The 19,978-nt window shown below is 42.4% G+C and carries 23 protein-coding genes; 17 read left to right on the top strand and 6 right to left on the bottom strand.

What is annotated here, in order from left to right; genetic code table 11:
* Positions 1-63: 63 nt before the first annotated feature.
* Complete coding sequence (locus V1500_RS16965; protein ID WP_409301035.1) at positions 64-264, bottom strand: hypothetical protein; 201 nt, start codon at positions 262-264, stop codon at positions 64-66.
* 100 nt (positions 265-364) lie between these two features.
* Between V1500_RS16965 and V1500_RS16960 the strand changes: the two genes are divergently transcribed.
* Positions 365-532, top strand: coding sequence for a hypothetical protein (locus tag V1500_RS16960; RefSeq protein WP_409301033.1), 168 nt, complete (start codon positions 365-367; stop codon positions 530-532).
* Positions 533-575: 43 nt separating this feature from the next.
* Here V1500_RS16960 and V1500_RS16955 read toward each other — a convergent pair whose 3' ends face one another.
* On the bottom strand, positions 576-707 hold the full coding sequence (locus tag V1500_RS16955; RefSeq protein WP_409301031.1) for a YuzL family protein: 132 nt from the start codon (positions 705-707) through the stop codon (positions 576-578).
* A 100-nt stretch (positions 708-807) separates the two neighbouring features.
* On the opposite strand from V1500_RS16955, the gene V1500_RS16950 reads away from it, so the two are divergent.
* Complete coding sequence (locus V1500_RS16950; protein WP_409301030.1) at positions 808-1,050, top strand: YkuS family protein; 243 nt, start codon at positions 808-810, stop codon at positions 1,048-1,050.
* Between the two features lie 64 nt (positions 1,051-1,114).
* On the opposite strand, the gene V1500_RS16945 is transcribed toward V1500_RS16950, so the two are convergent.
* Positions 1,115-1,567, bottom strand: a complete 453-nt coding sequence (locus tag V1500_RS16945; RefSeq protein WP_409301029.1) for an OsmC family protein — start codon at positions 1,565-1,567, stop codon at positions 1,115-1,117.
* A 127-nt stretch (positions 1,568-1,694) separates the two neighbouring features.
* Between V1500_RS16945 and V1500_RS16940 the strand changes: the two genes are divergently transcribed.
* The 13 genes from V1500_RS16940 to V1500_RS16880 all read left to right on the top strand — a co-directional run bounded on the left by V1500_RS16940 (position 1,695) and on the right by V1500_RS16880 (position 13,625).
* Positions 1,695-2,252: a sugar O-acetyltransferase gene (locus V1500_RS16940; RefSeq protein ID WP_409301027.1), complete on the top strand. Its 558-nt coding sequence runs from the start codon at positions 1,695-1,697 to the stop codon at positions 2,250-2,252.
* Between the two features lie 433 nt (positions 2,253-2,685).
* A complete protein-coding gene (locus V1500_RS16935) occupies positions 2,686-3,669 on the top strand; it encodes a ring-cleaving dioxygenase (RefSeq protein ID WP_409301025.1) in 984 nt (327 codons plus the stop codon).
* Positions 3,666-4,622: a ring-cleaving dioxygenase gene (locus V1500_RS16930; RefSeq protein ID WP_409301024.1), complete on the top strand. Its 957-nt coding sequence runs from the start codon at positions 3,666-3,668 to the stop codon at positions 4,620-4,622. The genes V1500_RS16935 and V1500_RS16930 overlap by 4 nt, the downstream gene beginning before the upstream one ends.
* Before the next feature lie 2 nt (positions 4,623-4,624).
* Positions 4,625-5,236, top strand: coding sequence for an alpha/beta hydrolase (locus V1500_RS16925; RefSeq protein WP_409306022.1), 612 nt, complete (start codon positions 4,625-4,627; stop codon positions 5,234-5,236).
* A 17-nt stretch (positions 5,237-5,253) separates the two neighbouring features.
* Entirely contained in the window at positions 5,254-5,865 is a 612-nt protein-coding gene (locus V1500_RS16920) for a flavin reductase family protein (protein ID WP_409301023.1), read from the top strand.
* A gap of 162 nt (positions 5,866-6,027) precedes the next feature.
* On the top strand, positions 6,028-7,035 hold the full coding sequence (locus tag V1500_RS16915) for an asparaginase (RefSeq protein ID WP_409301021.1): 1,008 nt from the start codon (positions 6,028-6,030) through the stop codon (positions 7,033-7,035).
* Positions 7,036-7,171: 136 nt separating this feature from the next.
* Positions 7,172-7,624 (top strand): CoxG family protein, encoded by a 453-nt coding sequence (locus V1500_RS16910; RefSeq protein WP_409301019.1) that lies wholly within the window; start codon positions 7,172-7,174, stop codon positions 7,622-7,624.
* 123 nt (positions 7,625-7,747) lie between these two features.
* Positions 7,748-7,900, top strand: a complete 153-nt coding sequence (locus tag V1500_RS16905; RefSeq protein ID WP_409301017.1) for a YpzG family protein — start codon at positions 7,748-7,750, stop codon at positions 7,898-7,900.
* 580 nt (positions 7,901-8,480) lie between these two features.
* The gene (locus V1500_RS16900; RefSeq protein ID WP_409301015.1) at positions 8,481-9,671 is read left to right on the top strand and encodes an LL-diaminopimelate aminotransferase; all 1,191 of its coding nucleotides are present in this window, start codon (positions 8,481-8,483) and stop codon (positions 9,669-9,671) included.
* A 192-nt stretch (positions 9,672-9,863) separates the two neighbouring features.
* Positions 9,864-10,613 (top strand): (S)-benzoin forming benzil reductase, encoded by a 750-nt coding sequence (locus V1500_RS16895; protein ID WP_409301013.1) that lies wholly within the window; start codon positions 9,864-9,866, stop codon positions 10,611-10,613.
* Between the two features lie 68 nt (positions 10,614-10,681).
* Positions 10,682-11,974, top strand: coding sequence for a glycoside hydrolase family 18 protein (locus V1500_RS16890; RefSeq protein ID WP_409301011.1), 1,293 nt, complete (start codon positions 10,682-10,684; stop codon positions 11,972-11,974).
* Positions 11,975-12,459: 485 nt separating this feature from the next.
* Positions 12,460-12,753: a transposase gene (locus tag V1500_RS16885; protein ID WP_409300131.1), complete on the top strand. Its 294-nt coding sequence runs from the start codon at positions 12,460-12,462 to the stop codon at positions 12,751-12,753.
* Complete coding sequence (locus V1500_RS16880; RefSeq protein WP_409305893.1) at positions 12,750-13,625, top strand: IS3 family transposase; 876 nt, start codon at positions 12,750-12,752, stop codon at positions 13,623-13,625. The genes V1500_RS16885 and V1500_RS16880 overlap by 4 nt, the downstream gene beginning before the upstream one ends.
* Positions 13,626-14,204: 579 nt before the next feature.
* On the opposite strand, the gene V1500_RS16875 is transcribed toward V1500_RS16880, so the two are convergent.
* The 3 genes from V1500_RS16875 to pxpB form a co-directional block, all read right to left on the bottom strand.
* Positions 14,205-15,395 carry an NRAMP family divalent metal transporter gene (locus V1500_RS16875; protein WP_409301009.1) on the bottom strand — a complete coding sequence of 397 codons (1,191 nt, stop codon included), beginning with the start codon at positions 15,393-15,395 and terminating at the stop codon, positions 14,205-14,207.
* Between the two features lie 341 nt (positions 15,396-15,736).
* Positions 15,737-16,735: a biotin-dependent carboxyltransferase family protein gene (locus tag V1500_RS16870; RefSeq protein WP_409301008.1), complete on the bottom strand. Its 999-nt coding sequence runs from the start codon at positions 16,733-16,735 to the stop codon at positions 15,737-15,739.
* A complete protein-coding gene (gene pxpB, locus V1500_RS16865) occupies positions 16,732-17,445 on the bottom strand; it encodes a 5-oxoprolinase subunit PxpB (RefSeq protein WP_409301006.1) in 714 nt (237 codons plus the stop codon). Before pxpB ends, V1500_RS16870 begins: the two co-directional genes overlap by 4 nt.
* Before the next feature lie 156 nt (positions 17,446-17,601).
* On the opposite strand from pxpB, the gene V1500_RS16860 reads away from it, so the two are divergent.
* Together V1500_RS16860 and V1500_RS16855 are read left to right on the top strand one after the other, a co-directional pair.
* A complete protein-coding gene (locus V1500_RS16860; protein WP_409301004.1) occupies positions 17,602-19,320 on the top strand; it encodes an ABC transporter ATP-binding protein in 1,719 nt (572 codons plus the stop codon).
* A gap of 122 nt (positions 19,321-19,442) precedes the next feature.
* Positions 19,443-19,697, top strand: coding sequence for a hypothetical protein (locus tag V1500_RS16855; protein ID WP_409301002.1), 255 nt, complete (start codon positions 19,443-19,445; stop codon positions 19,695-19,697).
* Positions 19,698-19,978: the final 281 nt, after the last annotated feature.

Here is a 19,978-nt window from a genome sequence, read left to right as displayed (position 1 = left end):
GGTGTTTTTTTGCGGGGTCACCGACTCACATAATCATGGAAGCTGTTTGGGTAAAGGTTAGGTTCATGGCTCATCGAAGAATTCTTTGAGCTCACCATCCACCTGTTTATTTTCGGCTATATAGGGGTTATCATCCTTTACATTATCCTTGTCCAGATTAGTTTGGATGTAGAGCATGGGTCCCTGGTTGGCATCCCGAATGATTCGGTCGTTAAGTTTGTCAAAATCGGGAAGATTTTTGTTTCCCGGTTGTCTTGGTTCCATGTGAGCACCTCCTTAGATTTAGGTTGTAACCACATTTATATTTTATGTGTTTGATTAGTTCCGTTAAAATTGGCAGATGATAAAAATGAGGTGATCAAATATGGATAAATGGAATGATCAGGCAGCACCGAATAATAATTTGCCTCCATCCAGCATGGAGCCTGAAAATCATGCATCAAAACGGATGGAGATTGAGGGAATGCCAGAGGATGTCATAGAAGAGAAAAGGACTGAAGTCGATATTCGAAGTGCAAACCTCGATTCTTAAAGGCAACGGGTCAGCCTCTGACGTAGCTGACCCGAATATTTTTTTAAACCTTTTTTTTCTTTCTTGATGAATCGATAGGGTATGAGCCGGTTTCCTGATTGGTAGTTCCTTGTCCTTCGACTTTTGGAGATCCTAAACGCATCTGGGAACCATCCTTTTTATGTTTATGGTTCAAAGCCATCACCTCCAATGTTACTTTCTCTTTAAAAGAGCTTTTATATACATAGATGATGCGCTGCCGGGAAAGCTTAACATCATGGAGGAGGTGTGAAAGAATGGCTAAAGTTGGTGTTGAAGAATCTTTGACCAATATTACTGAAGCATTGCGGGATAGAGGCTATGAAGTGGTCGAACTGAAGCGGGATGGTGATGCACAGAACTGCGACTGCTGTGTGATAACGGGCCAGGATGGAAACATGATGGGAATGCAAGACACATCTTATCAGGGATCGGTCATTGAAGCACGCGGAATGTCTGCAGACGAAGTAGTCCGTGAGGTAGAGGACAGGTTACAATAGAAAACAAATAATAAAAGGAACAGGCTATAGCTTGTTCCTTTTAAGATGCAGACGATGTTTTCTGTTATTTCGAAGAACTTACTATCGTAGCCTCCACGGATATTTCTACATTACCCTGCAGCGCCCGCGTAATCATGCAGGAGGATTCGGCCTTCCGCGCAAGTTTTTCTGCAAGACTTCGATCCTTCTCAGAAGCGTCAGGAAGCAGAATTAACGTAGGTCGATGGATGATTTTCTTATAGGTAAACACACCGTTAGTCACATCCACAATCCCTTCAGACTCCATATGTAACTCCCTTTTTTCAAGCTTGCTGCGCTCAAGCATGGCAGCCAGAGTAATGATGTAGCAGGTTGCTGCGGCACCGAGCAGCATCTCATCAGGATTGGTGCCTACTCCGGGGCCATCCATTTCTGTAGGGATGGAAATCTTGGTTTTCAGATGACTGGTTTCTATCTCTCCTACTCCATTACGTAATCCGGACCATTCTGCTGTTAACAAAAAATGATGTTCCGCCATTATATCTCCTCCCGATACTTACCAAGTTATACTTTAGTGATTTTAAAATAACATAACGGAAATCCTAGAGAAAGGATGATTATTTTTGATTCTGGGTAAAAACAAGAAACACTGGGGGAGAATTTTTATGTCAAAATCAGAAAAGGAAAAAATGCTAAATGGAGAGTTATACCATGCTTCTGATGAGGAGCTGGTGAAAGACCGAGAGTATGCCAGAAGAAAAACCAGACATTTCAATCAAACCATAGAAAATGAGAATGAATTGCGGGAACAAATGCTTAAGAAGTTATTTAGTGCTACAGGAGAGCGGATTTATATTGAACCTGATTTTAGATGCGATTATGGTTATAACATTGAAATAGGTGAAGATTTCTATGCCAATTATAACTGTGTCATCCTGGATGTCTGCAAAGTGAAAATCGGTGACAACTGCATGCTTGGTCCGGGAGTACATATCTACACTGCCAACCATCCGCTGGACCCTGAAGAAAGACTAAGCGGCCTGGAATATGGAAAGCCCGTAACAATTGGGAACAATGTCTGGATTGGCGGCGGAGCAATCATCAATCCGGGAGTAACCATTGGGGACCATGCTGTTATTGCTTCCGGAGCTGTTGTATCCAAGGACGTTCCCAAAAAAACAGTGGTTGGCGGAAATCCTGCGAAAGTTATAAAAAAGATATAGCACTCTCGAATAATTGCAATTTATGGTAAAGTGTACCCAATCTGTTTGGAGGAAGGATACATAGCAGTATGCCAACATTTACTTTGAATGGCCATAAAATTAGATAGTGACTATTGCGTTAAACGAATGTTTTTCTCCCAAGAGCTGTCTGCCTATTTCCATTACAAAGGAACAAAGCAAGCCGTCAGTTTCGTTTTCTTTAAGGGGTCCTTTTAAGGGTCCCCAGGTTCATATATTTTTGCCAGATATCGAAACGGAGCTTTGTTCCTTAACCTTTTAGAGGTGAAGGCTTCATTTAGCCAATAGTATTAAATAATTGACAATTTCATCAGCTTTAGTTATCTTTAATTCAAGATAAATAAGACTGATGGTTTCTTTTTTATTTTCAGTAATATCTTGAAATCAAGATAATGTAAGGAGCTGAGTTTGGCTTATGGAACTTAAAGGGATCCATCATGTATCCGCCTTGACAGCAAAAGCACCGGGGAATTATGAATTTTATACAAAAATTTTAGGGCTCCGATTGATAAAAAAAACGGTAAATCAAGATGATGTATCGATCTACCATCTGTTTTATGGAGATGAACAGGGAAATCCAGGAACTGAACTTACGTTTTTTGAGATACCGATGGCAGCAAGAACTCACGAGGGTACAAACAGTATTAGCCAGGTTTCTTTAAGGGTAAAAAGTAATCGGGCCATTGAATACTGGAAGATGCGGTTTGAGGAAAACAATGTACAACATGGAGATATTACTTCTGTATTTGGAAGAATGGCCCTCCCTTTCAAGGACCATGAAGGGCAGCGGCTGCTGCTGGTTTCAGATGAAAATACTTTGGGGATAGCGGCAGGAACTCCATGGGGGCGAAGTCCTATCCCGTCTGAATTTGCGGTTATAGGTTTAGGTCCTGTAAAGCTGACTGTTGCCAGGATGGAAGAGACAGCCAGAATTATGACAGATATCCTCGGGTTCAGGAAAAAGGGAACGTATCCTTCCGAGGGCGGCGCCGAACGTCAAATAGCTGTCTATGAAACAGGTGAAGGAGGGACCGGGGCAGAGGTGCATATAGAGGAGCGAATGGACCTTCCTCCTGAGCGGCTGGGCAGGGGAGGAGTCCATCATGTTGCCTTTCGTGTCAAGGATGAACAGGAAATGCAGAAATGGATTGAAAAAGTGGCTGACGCCGGGATTCCGAACTCGGGCTTCATCGATCGTTTTTATTTCAGGTCGCTCTACTTCCGGGAACCAAACGGAATCCTGTTTGAACTGGCTACGGACGGACCAGGGTTTGCTACCGATGAAGCAATTGAACACTTAGGAGAATCGCTCGCCCTTCCGCCTTTTTTGGAACCAAGACGACAGGAAATAGAAGCAAGACTAAAACCGCTGGATACCACTCCAGGAAAGGAGCTATGATTTTGCAAATGCGTACCGAAGGAATACATCATATCACTGCGATTGTAGGAAATCCCCAAGAGAATGTCGATTTTTACGCGGGTATATTGGGACTTCGCATGGTTAAAAAAACTGTTAACTTCGATGATCCCGGGACATATCATTTATATTTTGGAAATGAGGAGGGAAGCCCGGGGACAATCATGACCTTTTTCCCCTGGCCAAACGCCTATAAAGGGCAGGCAGGCTCTGGCCAGGTAGGCATTACGTCGTTTTCAGTGCCTGTAGGCAGTATGCCATTTTGGGAGGACAGGCTTGAAAAATTTCATGTGAATTCTGAACATATAACACGCTTTGGTGAAGATTATCTGGTGTTTGAAGATCCTCATGGGCTGCAGCTTGAGCTTGTAGAAAGAGAGGATGGCCAAACGAGCAGATGGTCATACGGAGGGGTGCCAGCCGAATTCGCAATTAAGGGATTTGGAGGAGCGGTATTATTAAGCGGAAATCCTAAGGCCACAGAAGATGTGTTATCACAAGTATTGGGCCTTACGAAAATTGGGGAGGATGGAGAATTTGCAAGGTTCAAAGCTCGCGGTAACCTTGGAAATATCATAGATGTCAAGCTTACATCTTTATCTCCTGGATCCATTGGAGTAGGAACCGTTCATCATATCGCATGGCGAGCAGAAGATTTCGAGGATCATGAAAAATGGCGCGAGTATGTGCAGCAGGCCGGTTATGGCGTGACACCCATTAGGGACCGCCAGTACTTTAATGCTATTTATTTCCGAGAGCGGGGAGGCATCCTGTTCGAAATCGCTACCGACCCTCCTGGGTTTACGAGGGATGAAACGGCGGACAAAATGGGATCTAGTTTGCTTCTTCCACCATGGCTGGAGCCTCGCAGACAGGAAATTCAATCACGACTTCTGCCTGCAGAAGCAAGGGTATTAAAGGAGGATACATTATGAACATGAAGCATATTTTTCAGCAAGGAACCAACAATGATGCACCAGTTCTACTGCTACTTCACGGGACAGGGGGGACAGAGGAATCCCTTCTCGGTCTGGCTTCCATTATTTCACCTGAATCCGCAGTCCTGAGTGTGCGCGGTAATGTCCTGGAGAACGGAATGCCAAGATTTTTCCGGCGGCTGGCAGAAGGGGTCTTCGACGAAAAAGATCTAATCAGCCGCACCGAGGAGCTCCGCGATTTCATAGAAAATGCTGCTGCAGAATATCATTTTAACGCACGAAATATAGTGGCGGTTGGCTATTCCAATGGAGCAAATATTGCGGGAAGCTTGATATTTCACTATAAAGACATCTTAAAAGGAGCCGTTTTGCATCATCCGATGGTTCCGCGAAGGGGAATAGACCTTCCCGGACTTGAAGGGTTCCCTGTCTTTATTGGAGCAGGAAGCAATGATCCGATATGCCCGCCTGCTGAAACTGAAGAATTAGCAGTTTTATTGGAAAAAGCAGGGGCTTCAGTATCTGTTCACTGGGAACAGTATGGGCATCAGCTGACACGTACCGAGGTAGATGCAGCCGCGGCATGGTTTGATAAACATTTTAAGGCATAAAAGGGTAGGTGGAAATATTGCTTTCATTAAATCCAGAGTCCATGACTGAAAGGGATAACTACAAATTCCTGACAGGCAGCATTATCCCGAGACCTGTAGCTCTTGTTACTTCCGTAAGTAAGGACGGGACGATCAATGCAGCTCCTTTCAGTTACTTCAATATTGTAAGCTCAAATCCACCAATGATTTCCCTTTCAATCCAGCGAAAGAATGGCTCACAGAAGGATACAGCAAGGAATGCTTGCCTCACGGGAGAATTTGTTGCTCATATTATTGACGAAGAACTGGTCGAAGAAGCTAATAAAACTGCTGCACAGTTGCCCCCTGATCAAAGCGAACTATCCATATCAGGGCTGTCTGCTGTACAGAGTGATAGAATTTCAGTGCCTGGCATCATGGAAGCAAAAATCCGTTTTGAATGTAAACTGGAACGGCATATCGAATTGCCGGGTGAAGATGGCTCGGTTTCATGTGATTTTTTAATTGGTAAAGTTGTAAAATATCATATCTCAGAAGGTCTATATAAAGAGGGTAGAATTGATCCTTTACTCCTTAAACCGGTCAGCAGGCTGGCTGGCCAATCATATTCAAAGCTGGGCCAGTTATTTGAACTGGAGCGGCCAAAATAACATTTATGCCTCCTCGATTTATGAGGGGGATTTTTGTTTATTTCTTGAAACAGTAACCTATACAAAGCCATTCGTAACAGGAGATGAAAATTATTCTTATTTTTCCGAATTCCATGAGTTAAAATATTCATAGTTATTAAAAAATGGAGTGAGGTCATGGTTATGGATTCTGTAAAACTGGTGAACGTAATTAGAGGAGATCATGTGGAAAGTATACATAGAGGCCATATTGCTGTTATGGACGCGGAGGGAAAATTGCTTTATTTTGCAGGTGATCCCAGTATAAAAGTTTATGCGCGCTCTTCCATGAAGCCGTTACAGGCCATTCCTGTAGTAGAAACCGGGGCAGCAGACCGTTATCATTTTGATGATGCAGATCTATCCCTGTGCTGTGCTTCGCACAGCGGCGAGAAAATGCATACCGATCGCGTTATGTCCATTTTAAAGCGAGCAGGAATGACAGAGGGAGCTCTGCAATGCGGCACTCATATACCGCACTGGCAAGATACATATAAGGAGATCATCCGAAGCGGACGAGAACTGACACCTTTGTATAATAACTGCTCCGGAAAGCATTCAGGCATGTTAGTGACTGCCAAACATATGAACGAGTCTCTTCATGATTATTATGAACTTCAGCACCCTGTCCAGCAAAGAATTTTACAAAGTGTGTGTGACATGGCTGATTTCCCCATGGATGACATCGAGATAGGCATTGATGGATGCGGGGTGCCTGTACATGGGCTTCCGCTTGAAAGGCTTGCGTTGAGTTACGCGAAGATGGCCAATCCTGATAAATTGCCGGTGGCCCGTCAGCAAGCTGTCAGCCGTATCAAAAAAGCGATGGTCGCTGCCCCTGAAATGGTGGGGGGTACAAATCGCTTCTGTACGGATTTTATGATTGCCGGAAAAGGCCGTTTCTTTGGGAAAGCAGGTGCTGAAGCTGTTTATTGTATGGGGGATAATGAAACCGGTATGGGGATCGCCATTAAAATTGAAGATGGTAATGCACGAGCTATGTATCCTGTTGCCGTAGAAGTTTTAAAACAGTTAGACCTATTGTCCGGGCAGCAGATCCAGGAACTTTCAGAGCATTACCGTCCGAAACTGAAAAATGCCAGGCAGGAAGAGGTTGGCAAGTTAGTGCCTTCCTTTACACTCAGGACGTGAAGCGAAGGGCAAAATAAATATTGATAGATACATAGAGGTAAACCGCTGAATTATGTTCAGTGGTTTTCTTTTTGGGTAAAATAATAGTAACTAGTTTATGCCGTTCATAAGCTGTTGGAGAAAGGGAGTGTTTTCGTTGCCACAGGGTGAACATACTGTTGTTGTCGGTGCTCCTATCCATAAGGTATGGGAATTTGTTGCTGAAATGGATAAATGGGCGCCACTGGTGCCGGGTTACATAACCCATGAAATTCTGAGTGACAGCCGCTCAAATTGGATATTCACCGGCGATTTAGGAATTATGAAGAAAAAGATCAAGCTTCAAGTGGATATTACAGAATGGTTAGAACCTGAAAAAGTGACTTTTAATCTCACAGGATTGAATGATAACTTTTCTGGAAGCGGCTTTTTTAGAGCAGAAAAAATAACGGACACAACAACCAGGATGACGGGTTTCCTGGACATTATCCAAAACGGAATATTGGCTGCCGTAGTCAATCCCGTATTGAAGTCTTTTGTGCCAGAGACGGCAGCTGCGCTTACAGAGGCGATGGGAAAAGAACTAACTGCCCAAATTGCAAGGAGGTGAATGGAATAACCATCTCAGAAAGTTACATTTTTATAAATTTTAATGGTAAAAAACAGTATAGATGTACATTCTATAATAGATATTCCATGAATATCATGACATCCTAAAAAAGAGGTGACCAGATTGAGTTATCGGGAACATTTGGATAGACAATCATCGCTCTTTCACCACAATTGGACCAGGGCCAAGCGCGCTAAATCTCAGGTTAATGGACATACACAGATGTCAAAGACAAACATTATCTTAAGAAGCAACGCGAAAGCACACCACTGGTAGGATGCCAACAAAAAAAGACGTCACGGCGTCTTTTTTTAGGTTGTTGAATTAGTAGAAAATCTCGATGAGAATGAGGAAGCTAAAAGCAGCTTCAAAGTTGGAAAAAGAGCTTAATTGCGGTCATGAAGACCAAAAAAAGCGCCGGAACTTTAAAATGGATCCTCTTTGAGTTATGAAGGCCTAAGAAACAGCTGACAGAGCCCAGAAAAAGGCCTTCATCAGATAAATTACAATCTAACAATTGAGGTGCACACAAATTATTATGATGAACTTTAATATATGAAACAGACTGTTGTAATGTTTCAAATTAATGATAAGCAGGGGACGACAGTTTTCTCATTTTTATGTTTAGGAGTCTGACAATATAAAGTAAAAAAGTTTATGAAAAAAGTTCTTTAGCACTATAAAGGGATAAAGGTAAGATGATAAAATGAAATGAAATAAACGACCCTTCTGGATTCGCGCGATTACTGTTTCAACATATGATATCTTTCAGGAAATATGATTTTTTTATTCTAAATACGGTATAATCGTAGCTAAGATTCTGATTGACACGAAATCAAGGGGAAGGTGATATACAGTGAATTTTACTTTTTCAAGGAAAATTTCTGCTTTTAAACCATCTATTTTTAATGAACTTGCAGCCTACAAACAAAATAGGATGAAAGCGGGCTTCTCGTTGATTGACTTAAGTATAGGAAGTCCTGATCTTCCTCCGCCAGCTTTTATCCGGGATTGTCTAAGCAGCGAATCTCTAAAATTAGATTCATACCGATATACAATGACCGGTATCCAGGAGTTCTATGAAGCAGTAACCGGCTACTATCGGAATAATCATGGCATAAGTATTGATGACAAAAAGGAGATAGCAATGCTGATGGGTTCGCAGGACGGGTTAGTCCATCTGCCGATGATGCTTGCAGATGAAGAAGATTATATCCTTGTGCCGGACCCTGGATATACAGCATACGAAACGGGAGTTGCCATGTCTGGCGCCACCCCGTTTTTTATGCCATTGAAACAAGAAAATGGCTACCTTCCTGATTTGGATGCTATTCCTGAGGAAGTTGCTGAAAAGGCTAAGCTTATGATTCTGAATTTTCCGGGAAATCCTATTCCTGCTATTGCTGGTGAATCTTTCTTTTCGCATGCCATTGAATTTGCCAAGAAATATAATATCTTCATCCTTCATGACTTTGCTTATTCAGAATTATATTTTGATGGCCACAAGCCGGTTAGCTTCCTTTCGATTCCAGAAGCAAAAGAGGTTGGCATTGAAATGAATTCTCTTTCAAAGAGCTTCAATATGGCGGGATGCCGAATTGGTTATGCTGCTGGGAATGCAGAGATTATCCAAGTTTTACAGCAATTTAAATCAAATCTGGATTATGGAGTCTTTTTGCCAATCCAGAAGGCTGCGATTCTTGCTATGGAACAAGGAGAAGAGTTCTGCAAAGAAAGCAGGACTGTTTACCAAAGAAGACGGGATTTATTGATAGATGGGCTGGCTTCAGTGGGTTGGAGTGTTGAAAAACCAGAGGCAGGCATGTTTATCTGGGCGAAAATTCCAAGCGGCTGGAAATCTATTGATTTTACTTATGCATTGATAGACCATGCAAATCTTGTAGTGACTCCTGGAAGTGCATTTGGCCCGTCTGGAGAGGGATACGTCAGAATGGCGATGGTTGCAAATGAAGAACAAATATCAGATATAATCGATAACTTGAAAAATAGCGATATTTTCTCACTACATAATGCCGTCCAAAGATAAGCCATACTCTGCATTCGAGTTAAGAGGGGGGATTTGGGATTCTCGCATAGTCATACAGCGTAGAGTGCAGGGGGTTTATTAAGGCGGATATAAAAGAAGACTCTAATGGAGCTGTGAATCGCAGCTCTATTGTTGTTTAGATTTGGGATTAGTTTGTTAAAATAAAACAAAATATAGAAATGAGGGTTCCTTTTGAAGACATTTATAATAACAGGTGCCTCTAAGGGTCTCGGCGAGGCACTTAGCAGGCTTAGCTTCAGTGAAGATAGCCATTGTATACTAATATCGCGTACTTTGAATCAGCAACTGATGCAAGAAGCAAAAAATAAAGGTGTCAGGGTTACATATCTAACGTTCGATATTGGGGATATAACTAAGCTTCCAGAACATGCCGCGCAAATTTTTGAGTCCTTACATGAAAGTTCCGAAATTGTATTCATTAACAATGCAGGAGTGGTTGAGCCAATAAAGCCTGCAGGGAAACTTGAGTTGGAACAGCTTGAGGCCAGTATGAAAATAAACTTTCTGGCACCGGTGTTTCTAAATAATGAATTCTTACATAGAACCGCAAGTTTAAAAGCCAAGAAAGTAATTGTTAATATATCATCAGGCGCAGCCAAAAATCCTTATCATGGATGGGGTGCATATTGCAGCACAAAAGCAGGTCTCGAAATGTTCACCAGGGTTGCGGGGTTGGAACAAAAACGAGAAGAAAATCCTGCTACAGTCATTTCGTTTTCCCCTGGTAAAATGGATACAGATATGCAAGCTGAAATCCGGAAGTCTCCTGAAGAGGATTTTGCCGATGCCGCGTTATTTAACATGTACAAAGAAAAAGGCGATTTAAGGACACCTGAATTTGTAGCGGAAAAATTAATGCACCTGCTGCAAAAAGGCGATCTTGAGAATGGGGAGTTTTATGATATTAAGACATTAATTTAATGAGCTGACATATATTCATGACTTATTGCCATACCTTAATAATACGAACGTAAAAAGGTGTGGTTACTATGTCCATCCATATAGTGAAACAAGGCGACTCACTCACCGGCATTTCGCATCGGTATAAAATAAGTGTTACAGATCTTATTAGAATAAATGGCTTGTCTCCTAGCAGTTCCCTTGTAGCAGGATTGGCACTGTATATTCCAGATATGAAGGAGAATAGAAATTATATAATCGCCCCTGGTGATTCTTTGTCAAGGGTTGCCCATATTTTTGGGGTAACGATTCCTGACATAATAAGAACCAACCCGGGGTTGTCACCGGAAAAGCTAGTGTCCGGACAGAAAATATCAATTCCTTCACGCCACAGGCTGACAATTGAAACACTTGCATTTGCCATTCCCTCTGCTGGTGAAAGCGATGTGATCCGCAATTTGGAGAGACAGAGGGGCCAGCTAACATACCTTGCTATAGTGGCATATTCTTTCAACAGCCAAGGTTTCGCATTTATCATGGGCGATGACAGTCAGATGATTGAGAGATCGAGGCGGGCAGGTGTTTTGCCTCTGCTCATGATTCGAAATTATACCGAGGCCGGATTTAGTGCTGAGCTTGTCGGAGCGGTGCTGCAAAATCCAGCATACAGGAGGAATCTTATCCGCAGTCTTAGGAATTTTATAAATCAGAAAGGCTATGGAGGCGTGTCGATTGATTTTGAGTTCATACCGCCACAACGCCGTGATGATTTTTCACAGTTTCTGCGAGAATTAAAGAATGAGCTGGGTATGTTGGTGCTCCAGGTGAATGTTCATGCCAAAACAGCAGATAATCCAACAAACCGGATTGTTGGAGGGCAAGATTACAGGGCAATAGGGGATGTGGCAGATATCGTAGCCGTAATGACGATTGATTACGGTTATCCTACAGGCCCGCCTAATCCAATTTCTCCTTTACCCTGGATGGAACAAGTACTAAAGTATGCAATAGCGAATATAGATCGCGAAAAGATAATGGCGGGCATGGCCTTATATGGATATGACTGGATAACTCCGACAAATCGAACGACGGCAATATCTGTACTGAATGCCCAAAACAGGGCAATAGAAATGGGGAGCAGGATATCTTATGATGAAACCAACGAGGCTCCTCATTATCAGTACGTGCAAAATGAAGAGAGGCATGTAGTTTGGTTCGATGATATCAGAGGGATCAGAAGCAAGTATCAATTAATAGACGGCTATCGGCTAAGAGGCGTTACCTTCTGGCAGCTAAGCTTGGATTTCCCCCAAAATTGGGAATATATCAGGCAGAATATAACGGTCATCAAACATAAAAACACAATGGGATTGTCTATGTAAACGCCGAATCTTGTTTAGCATATGGGACTAAGTTTTTTTCGAAAGGTAAACACAGCTTATCTTCACTTGAAATTAAAATAGGTTATTCGCCAAAAAGTATGCTGATTTGCATGCCTTTTTGGCGTGATAGCTGAAAAAGTGAAATATCTCTTTTTGGGCGCATAATTAATTGGACACGAAAATGCCTGAAGACGGTGCTCTAAACAGTCCTTCCTAAAGTTCTTGTTTTCAGTCCTTCATCGTCTTGGCCAAAGACTTTTTCCTGAAAGGCCGCACGGAGATGTGATCGGGGTCTAGTCCACATATCATATGAGCACTTCCATTATTAACAAGCAGTTCGATCATAAATATCGTATTTAGCGCATACAATCTTAGATATCGAGCATAAATCCTGGATTCCGATCATAAATCAAGTTAGTCTAAAAAGTGGACACGTAAAAAAGATAACTTATAATAAACATAATTATTAAAAGGACGTGTTCAGAGTGGGGAAACATCGTGATCCGGAATTTAAAGAATATGTAGCTAAATTAGTGGTTGAGGAGGGCCGGGTAGCCCGGGAAGTAGCATACGAGCTGGAAGTGCCGTATCCCACTCTTCGCAGGTGGGTTAGTGAATATAAGAAGAAATTAAGAAACGGGACAGAAAAAGAGACATATATAACACCTGCAGAACTTAAAAAACTACAAAAACAGCATGAAAAAGAGATTCAGCAGTTAAGAGAGGAAAATGAAATTCTAAAAAAGGCTATGCACATCTTCACAAAAAACCAAGCATAATTTACAGTTTCATCTATGCTCATCGGGATGAACATACTGTGGTGATGATGTGTAAAGTCTTAAAAGTATCGAAGAGTGGATATTACAAGTGGATAGATAACAAAGATAGGGTCGACCTCGAAAGAGAGGCTTACAAGAAAGAAATCCAGCAGAAAATAAAAAAATCTTACTATGAAAGTGAAGGAACTTATGGAAGTCCCAGGGTCCATCATGATTTAATCGAATGGGGATATACGATTTCAAAAAAAACGGTCGCCCGAATCATGAAGGATTTAGGTTTGCGTGCTATCCCGGAAGAAAGATTTGTCGTGACCACGGATTCCAATCATGATTTGCGCCTTTATCCTAATCTTTTAAATCAAGAATTTCGTGCGCAAGCGCGGGATCGGATATGGGTAGCAGATATTACATACATTTGGACCCTGGAAGGATGGGTTTATTTGTCGACCGTGATGGATTTGTTTTCCCGAAAAATAGTGGGATGGAGCATGGATTCCCATATGAAAAAGGAACTGCCGCTGCAGGCTTTAAACATGGCGCTCCTGACGCGGCAGCCTACAAAGGAATTAATCCACCATTCTGACCGAGGATCCCAGTATTGTTCTAACCAGTATGTGGAGAGGCTGCAGGAACTTAACGTTAAAATCAGCATGAGCAGAAAAGGCAATCCATACGACAATGCCTGCATAGAATCGTTTCATGCGACAATTAAAAAAGAGTTAATTTATAGAAGACGTTTTAAGTCTCGGGCAGAAGCAACAAAAGCAATCAATTACTACATCAGCAGTTTTTATAACCAAAGAAGGAAACACTCGACTTTAGGCTTCTGTTCACCTAATCAATTCGAGAGAAATATGGGTTTCGCAAGCTAGTTTATAACTAATAATTTCACCATTTGGGTATGAAGTGAACAGTCAGGTTTTTGACTGATCACTTTCAGAAACCTTCAGCAAACGAAATGCGCTAGAGATTTAGAACAAAATAAAATCAAAGCCTATTGTCCACTTTCTTGACTGAAGTCCATAAAAACCAGAATTTCGATTATAAGACTTTGTATTACGGTTGAAAATCTGTATCCATTCTATGAAATCCTATTTTTTTGACCTTCCCCCTGCTTTTTTTTGCAGAATTCAATAAAAAATCTTCCTCTTTTTAAGTATTGTTCAGCCAAAATCAAATGAATTGATAAAGACAGAGCAAAAGCATTGTAATACTAAACCATGTGAGCAAAACCAGAATAGCGAATGCCACGGTCTCTTTTATTTATTCTTTCATAAGATTAGGTAAACGGCGATGAGAACGCGATAGATGATTGGACCTCAAAAAATAATTCGAAAAAAAGGTACCTTTCACTATTGTTCCTAAGAAACATTTTTTACCCTAAATAGAAGACTTCTTTAAGCTGAAAACCAAACAAAGAGCATGCTGAATTGCATGCTTTTGTTTTCGATTTACTTTAGCAGCTGTGGAATATCGTTGATCAGGGTATATCCTCCCATGTATGCCATGGTGAGAACGATGATAACACCGAAAAGGGTCATCCAAACCGGATGCTTATAATCGCCAACAATCTTTTTCCTGTACGCAGCAATTAACATTACACCCAGGGCTATAGGAAGAATAAGCCCATTTAGTGAACCAACCAGAACGAGGATCTTTACGGGCCTGCCTATGAGCACGAATACAAGGGTGGAAATAACTATGAAAATAACGGTAATCCATTTTTCGTATTTTTTTATGAGTGGTTTAAACGTAACGATAAAAGAGACGGATGTATAGGCAGCGCCCACAACAGAGGTAACTGCTGCCGCCCACATGACAATGCCGAAGATTTTATAACCAAAGTTCCCGGCTGCCAGCTTAAACACAGATGCTGGAGGGTTTGCAGGATCAATTGCCATTCCCTGGGCTACAACACCCAAAGCGGCAAGAAATAAAAAGATCCTCATTATCGAAGCAATACCTATAGCACTGACTGCACCCCTGGTAACCTGAGGCAGAGCTTGCTTGCCCCTGATGCCCGCGTCCAGCAAACGGTGTCCACCAGCAAAGGTAATATAGCCGCCTACCGTTCCGCCAACCAGGGTTACAATCGCAAGAAGGTTGACTTTTTCAGGTGCAAACGTCCGGACTGCTGCTTCAGCGTAGGGAGGTTGGGCTGAAAACATCACATAAAGAGTAAGAGCAATCATTACAAATCCCATTATTTGCGCGAAACGGTCCATTGCTTTTCCAGCTTCTTTGACCACGAAAATTCCAACAGCTATAATCCCGCTTAAAAGTGCTCCCGTTTCAGGTGACCAGCCAAATAATACATTAATCCCGAGGCCGGCTCCTCCTATGTTTCCGATATTAAAGGCAAGTCCGCCAAGAACGATCAGGAATGCCAAAAAATATCCCAGTCCTGGGAGAACCTCGTTTGCAATATCCTGGGCCCTTTTTTCCGATACAGCGATGATTCGCCAAATATTCATTTGGGCTCCGATATCGATGACTATGGAAATCAAAATCACAAACCCGAAACTTGCTGCCAGGGATTGTGTGAAAACTGTAGTCTGGGTTAGGAATCCAGGTCCGATTGCTGAAGTAGCCATCAGGAACGCGGCACCCATCAAAACACTAAAATTACTCTTTTTGTCCATTATTATGTATCACCTCTGGATGTCTGAAAAGAGAAAGCTTGCCTGTATATATTATTTCTGATATTTAAGACGGCTATTCCCTGTTTTTTAAGGGTGGGCAGGGAGGTTTTTGGGGATTTAAAACACGATATGTATGACCATCACTCAGTTTTTTCTGTCTGTGGCAGGATGTATTTGGCGCTTTTACCAATCCCAAACCGGTTAAGGTTTGTTAATCCGCATTATATTTTTATATTGATAATTAAGCTGCCTTACAAACCAATATATTCACATCCTTGCTATCCTACAGGGAAGCTTCTCCCACGCCAAGGACTAATATCTATTTATCATTTCATAGCTTTTTATGTATATTTCAGAAGGACGCCCTGTTTAATCCGCTTGATGTTTTCCTCTCGATCTATGAGTAGCTGTTGGGATTCTTCGAGCGACATTAATTGGAATTTCAGTGATTCTCCAGGCTTTGACTGTGCAACAAGAGGAATGTCCACTGTTGCAATTTCGGCAATCTTGGGGTATCCGCCGGTGGTCTGCCTGTCTGCTAGTAGAATGATGGGATGCCCTTCGGAAGGAACCTGGATCGTCCCAAAACGGACCGCTTCTGAAATCATTTCAACCGGACTTTTTAGCATAAGTTTGGAGCCTTCCAGCCGATAGCCCATCCGGTCAGATTGGCTTGTAATCTTGAATGGAGCATGGAGGAAATCATCAATACTGTAGCTGTCGAACAGCCCGTATTGGGCTCCTTTTGTAATTCTCACAACAGGATTTGTCTCATACATAGGCAATGCATTGCCAGCAACAGTCCATTCTGCTTCTCGGAAAGACGTGTTGGATTTCTTGGGAAGTTGTTTGGCAATCCTGCTGGAAAGAGTACCCGGGGTCCGGAGACTGATTTCATCCCCCATTTTCAAGGCTCTGCCATTCCACCCTCCTATTCCTGCCCGTAGATAAGTGGACGAACTGCCCATTTCCCTGGGTATGCTATAGCCTCCTGCTATGGCAAGATATGCCCTGCAGCCGTTTTTGCATTTGCCGAATTTGAGTACGCTTCCGCTCTCGAGAAATATCGGTCTCCACAGTTTCGCAGGGTCTCCGTTGATTTCAGGGGACAGGTCTGCTCCGCATATGGAAATCAGGGCATCGGAGGCAAATTCAATAGCAGGACCGGATAGTGTAATTTCAATTGTTGCCTCTCCGTCGTCGTTTCCAACAAGGATGTTAGAGATTCGGTGGGCGACCTGGTCCATGGCACCGCTCGCAATGACTCCGTATTTTTGATACCCGTATCTGCCCAAATCTTGAAAACTGGTAAGAAGGCCCGGTTTTAATATTTTTATCACTTATCACTGTCCTCCCAACTTCTGTATTCCTCTAAGGTAATCGGTACAAATTTGATTTTGTCTCCCGCTCTCAACAGGCTGGGGATTTCTTTCTCGGGCCTGAACAATTTCAAAGGCGTTCTGCCAATCAGCTGCCATCCTCCAGGGGTTTCAATAGGATAAACTCCTGTCTGACTTCCTGCAATCCCTATAGAACCAGCTGGAATTTTTAATCTTGGCGATTTTTTTCTCGGAGCAGATATTTGTTCCGGCATACCACCGATATATGGGAAGCCCGGTGCAAATCCAATCATATGAACGATATAGTCACCTGTAGAATGCAGGTGAATAACTTCGTCGGCGCTAATCCGATTTACATCCGCCACATATTTCAAATCAGGACCCAACTCTCCTCCATAGCAGACTGGGATTTCAACGATTCTCTCGTTTTCTGTTACTGTTGTTTTTAAATCTGCTATACCTTTAGCCAGTTTGTCGCTAACCATTATGTATGGAGATTCCCCCTGGCTACCGAAGGATACAGCAGCAGGATCATAAATAACCGTAACAGTTGTAAAAGCGGGTATATACTCAACAAACCAGTCCAGTTCGGTGAACCGATCTAATAATGCTGAGACTGACTTCACTTTTTCTCTTGTTCCCACGCTGATTTCTTCCCCAAGTTGAATAATGATTCCATTATCACCCAGAGGATGTAAATTGCATTCCAATATTTACACCCCATCGCTTTCTAGTGTATTTTTAGTATTAGGAGAAAAAAGGCTGTTTCATTTCCATTCAGAATTGTTTAGTTTACGCAAAAAAACAGGAAACCACTGTTTTACTTTAGTTTTTTTATACAGTAAAAATAGAAAAAGGGGCATCTTATGTTAAAACGCTTTTATTCATACTATATTCCTCACAAAAAATTATTCATAATCGACTTTTCCAGCGCCGTCGTAGTTGCACTCCTTGAGCTGGGATTCCCGCTTGCAGTTCAATGGTTCATCGATTCCCTTCTGCCGGGAGACGATTGGCCGAAAATCATAATGGTCAGCGCCGGGCTTCTGGCGTTTTATCTCCTCAGCACAGGGCTTCAGTTCGTGGTGAACTATCTTGGACATAAACTCGGAATCAATATCGAAACCGATATGAGGCAGCAACTGTTCCAGCATGTGCAGAAGCAGTCCTTCAAGTTCTTTGATAATACAAAGACCGGACATATCATGAGCCGGATTACAAACGATCTCTTTGATATTGGTGAGTTTGCCCACCATGGCCCGGAGGATTTATTCATAGCAGTGATGACCTTTATTGGAGCGTTTTGGATCATGTTCACCGTTAACGTTCAGCTGGCATTGGTCGCATTGTTCATCATTCCATTTTTAGTGTGGCTGATTACCTTTAGCAATATCCGTATGAATCGAGCTTGGGATCAGATGTACAGTGATATAGCAGATGTCAATGCAAGGGTTGAGGACAGTGTGTCTGGAGTGAGAGTAGTCCAATCATTCACGAATGAAGATTATGAAATTCAAAGATTTAATGTAAATAACCAAAGATTTCGTAAGGCGAAGCTGCTTGCGTACAAGACAATGTCCTATAGCTCTTCAGGCATTTATATTCTGACACGTCTCCTGACTCTATCAGTACTTGTTATCGGTGCCTGGCTTAGCTATCATGATAGACTGAGTTATGGCGAATTAGTCGGCTTTTTGCTTTATGTCAACGTACTGTTCAAGCCTATAGATAAAATTGCAGCATTGATGGAGCTTTACCCTAAGGGAATGGCGGGGTTTAAGCGTTTTACAGAACTGCTTGATATTGACCCTGACGTTGAAGATGTCGATGATGCTGTGGAAGTAAACTCATTAAAAGGAAACATCAGTTTTAAAGATGTCAGCTTCAGCTATGACAATAAAAAGTCCGTGTTATCAAACATAGATTTGAATATAAACGCCGGTGAGACAGTTGCTTTCGTCGGGCCATCCGGAGCAGGAAAGACCACCATTTGCTCGTTAATACCAAGGTTCTATGATGTCGACAGCGGCAGTATTGCAATAGACAATATAGATGTAAAAAATATGGCAAAAAAATCGCTGCGTTCTCAAATAGGAATCGTACAGCAGGATGTTTTTCTTTTTACAGGCACTCTCAAGGAGAATATAGCGTACGGGATGCTTGGGGCTACCGATGAACAAATTCATGAGGCGGCAAAGCGGGCCCATCTGCAAGATTTCATTGCAGGTCTGCCAGACGGGTATGATACCCAAATAGGAGAAAGAGGCTTAAAACTATCCGGGGGGCAAAAGCAAAGGATTGCCATTGCGAGAATGTTCTTAAAAAATCCTCCTATTTTGATTTTGGATGAAGCGACTTCTGCGCTTGATACAGAGACAGAGATGATCATCCAAAAGGCGCTTAGTGATTTGTCTCAAAACCGGACTACCCTGGTAATTGCCCATAGGTTGGCCACGATTAGAAACGCCGATAGGATTGTCGTTGTAACTGAGGATGGTATCGCTGAAGAGGGCAGGCATGATGAGCTTTTGGAGCAGGGAGGAATCTTTGCGAATTTGCATCGTGTGCAGTTCCAGGGACAATAGGAAACGACGGCCAGGTATGAAGCTAATAGAGTTTAGGTACCAAAAGATGTGATGTTTGGTCAGGTTTTTGGGAATTAACGGATGGCGGGATGCTGCCGATCTGCATGACAGGTGCCGCATGAATGTCAGTGATGATTAAGATCGGAGCCTATACGTCATTGCATCTGAAACCGGAGGCCTTTTCACATGCTATGCCCTCGGCCCAGGATTATGGGGCATATTTGCGAACGGGAAAAAACTTGTCCGCTTTCATGACCTGTTTTACCAACAGCATTACAGGCATAAAGAGCGGCGGCTCCTTTATAAGAAAACATGAATACAGGCTGAACAAACCCTTACGAGACTGGCTCCAATGGAATGCCAAGGCAGTCTCGTAAGGGTTTTATAAGTAACTCGGCTATACACCGATACCAGCGCAAGAGGAAGGTTTCCTATTTTTCGAAATTTAATTTGTACTGAACGGGGCCAGCCTCCATTATCTGCTAAAGCAATGAAGGGGGGCAGACCCCATTTTTAGTTTCATAGCGAGGCCTCAAACTAATTGGCAGGCATGTGAATGAGATATTGGGTTATACACGAAAATGTCATGCGTGAGCCCTTGTTAACAAAAGTTTTGGAAAAACAAACTTTTATGTTTACAACGATCCTGTTTACTGTT

The organism is Peribacillus sedimenti (assembly GCF_046237635.1).
GTDB lineage: Bacteria > Bacillota > Bacilli > Bacillales > DSM-1321 > Peribacillus > Peribacillus sedimenti.
Note: the sequence above shows the minus strand (reverse complement) of the source record. Positions and strands in the feature narration are given on the sequence as shown.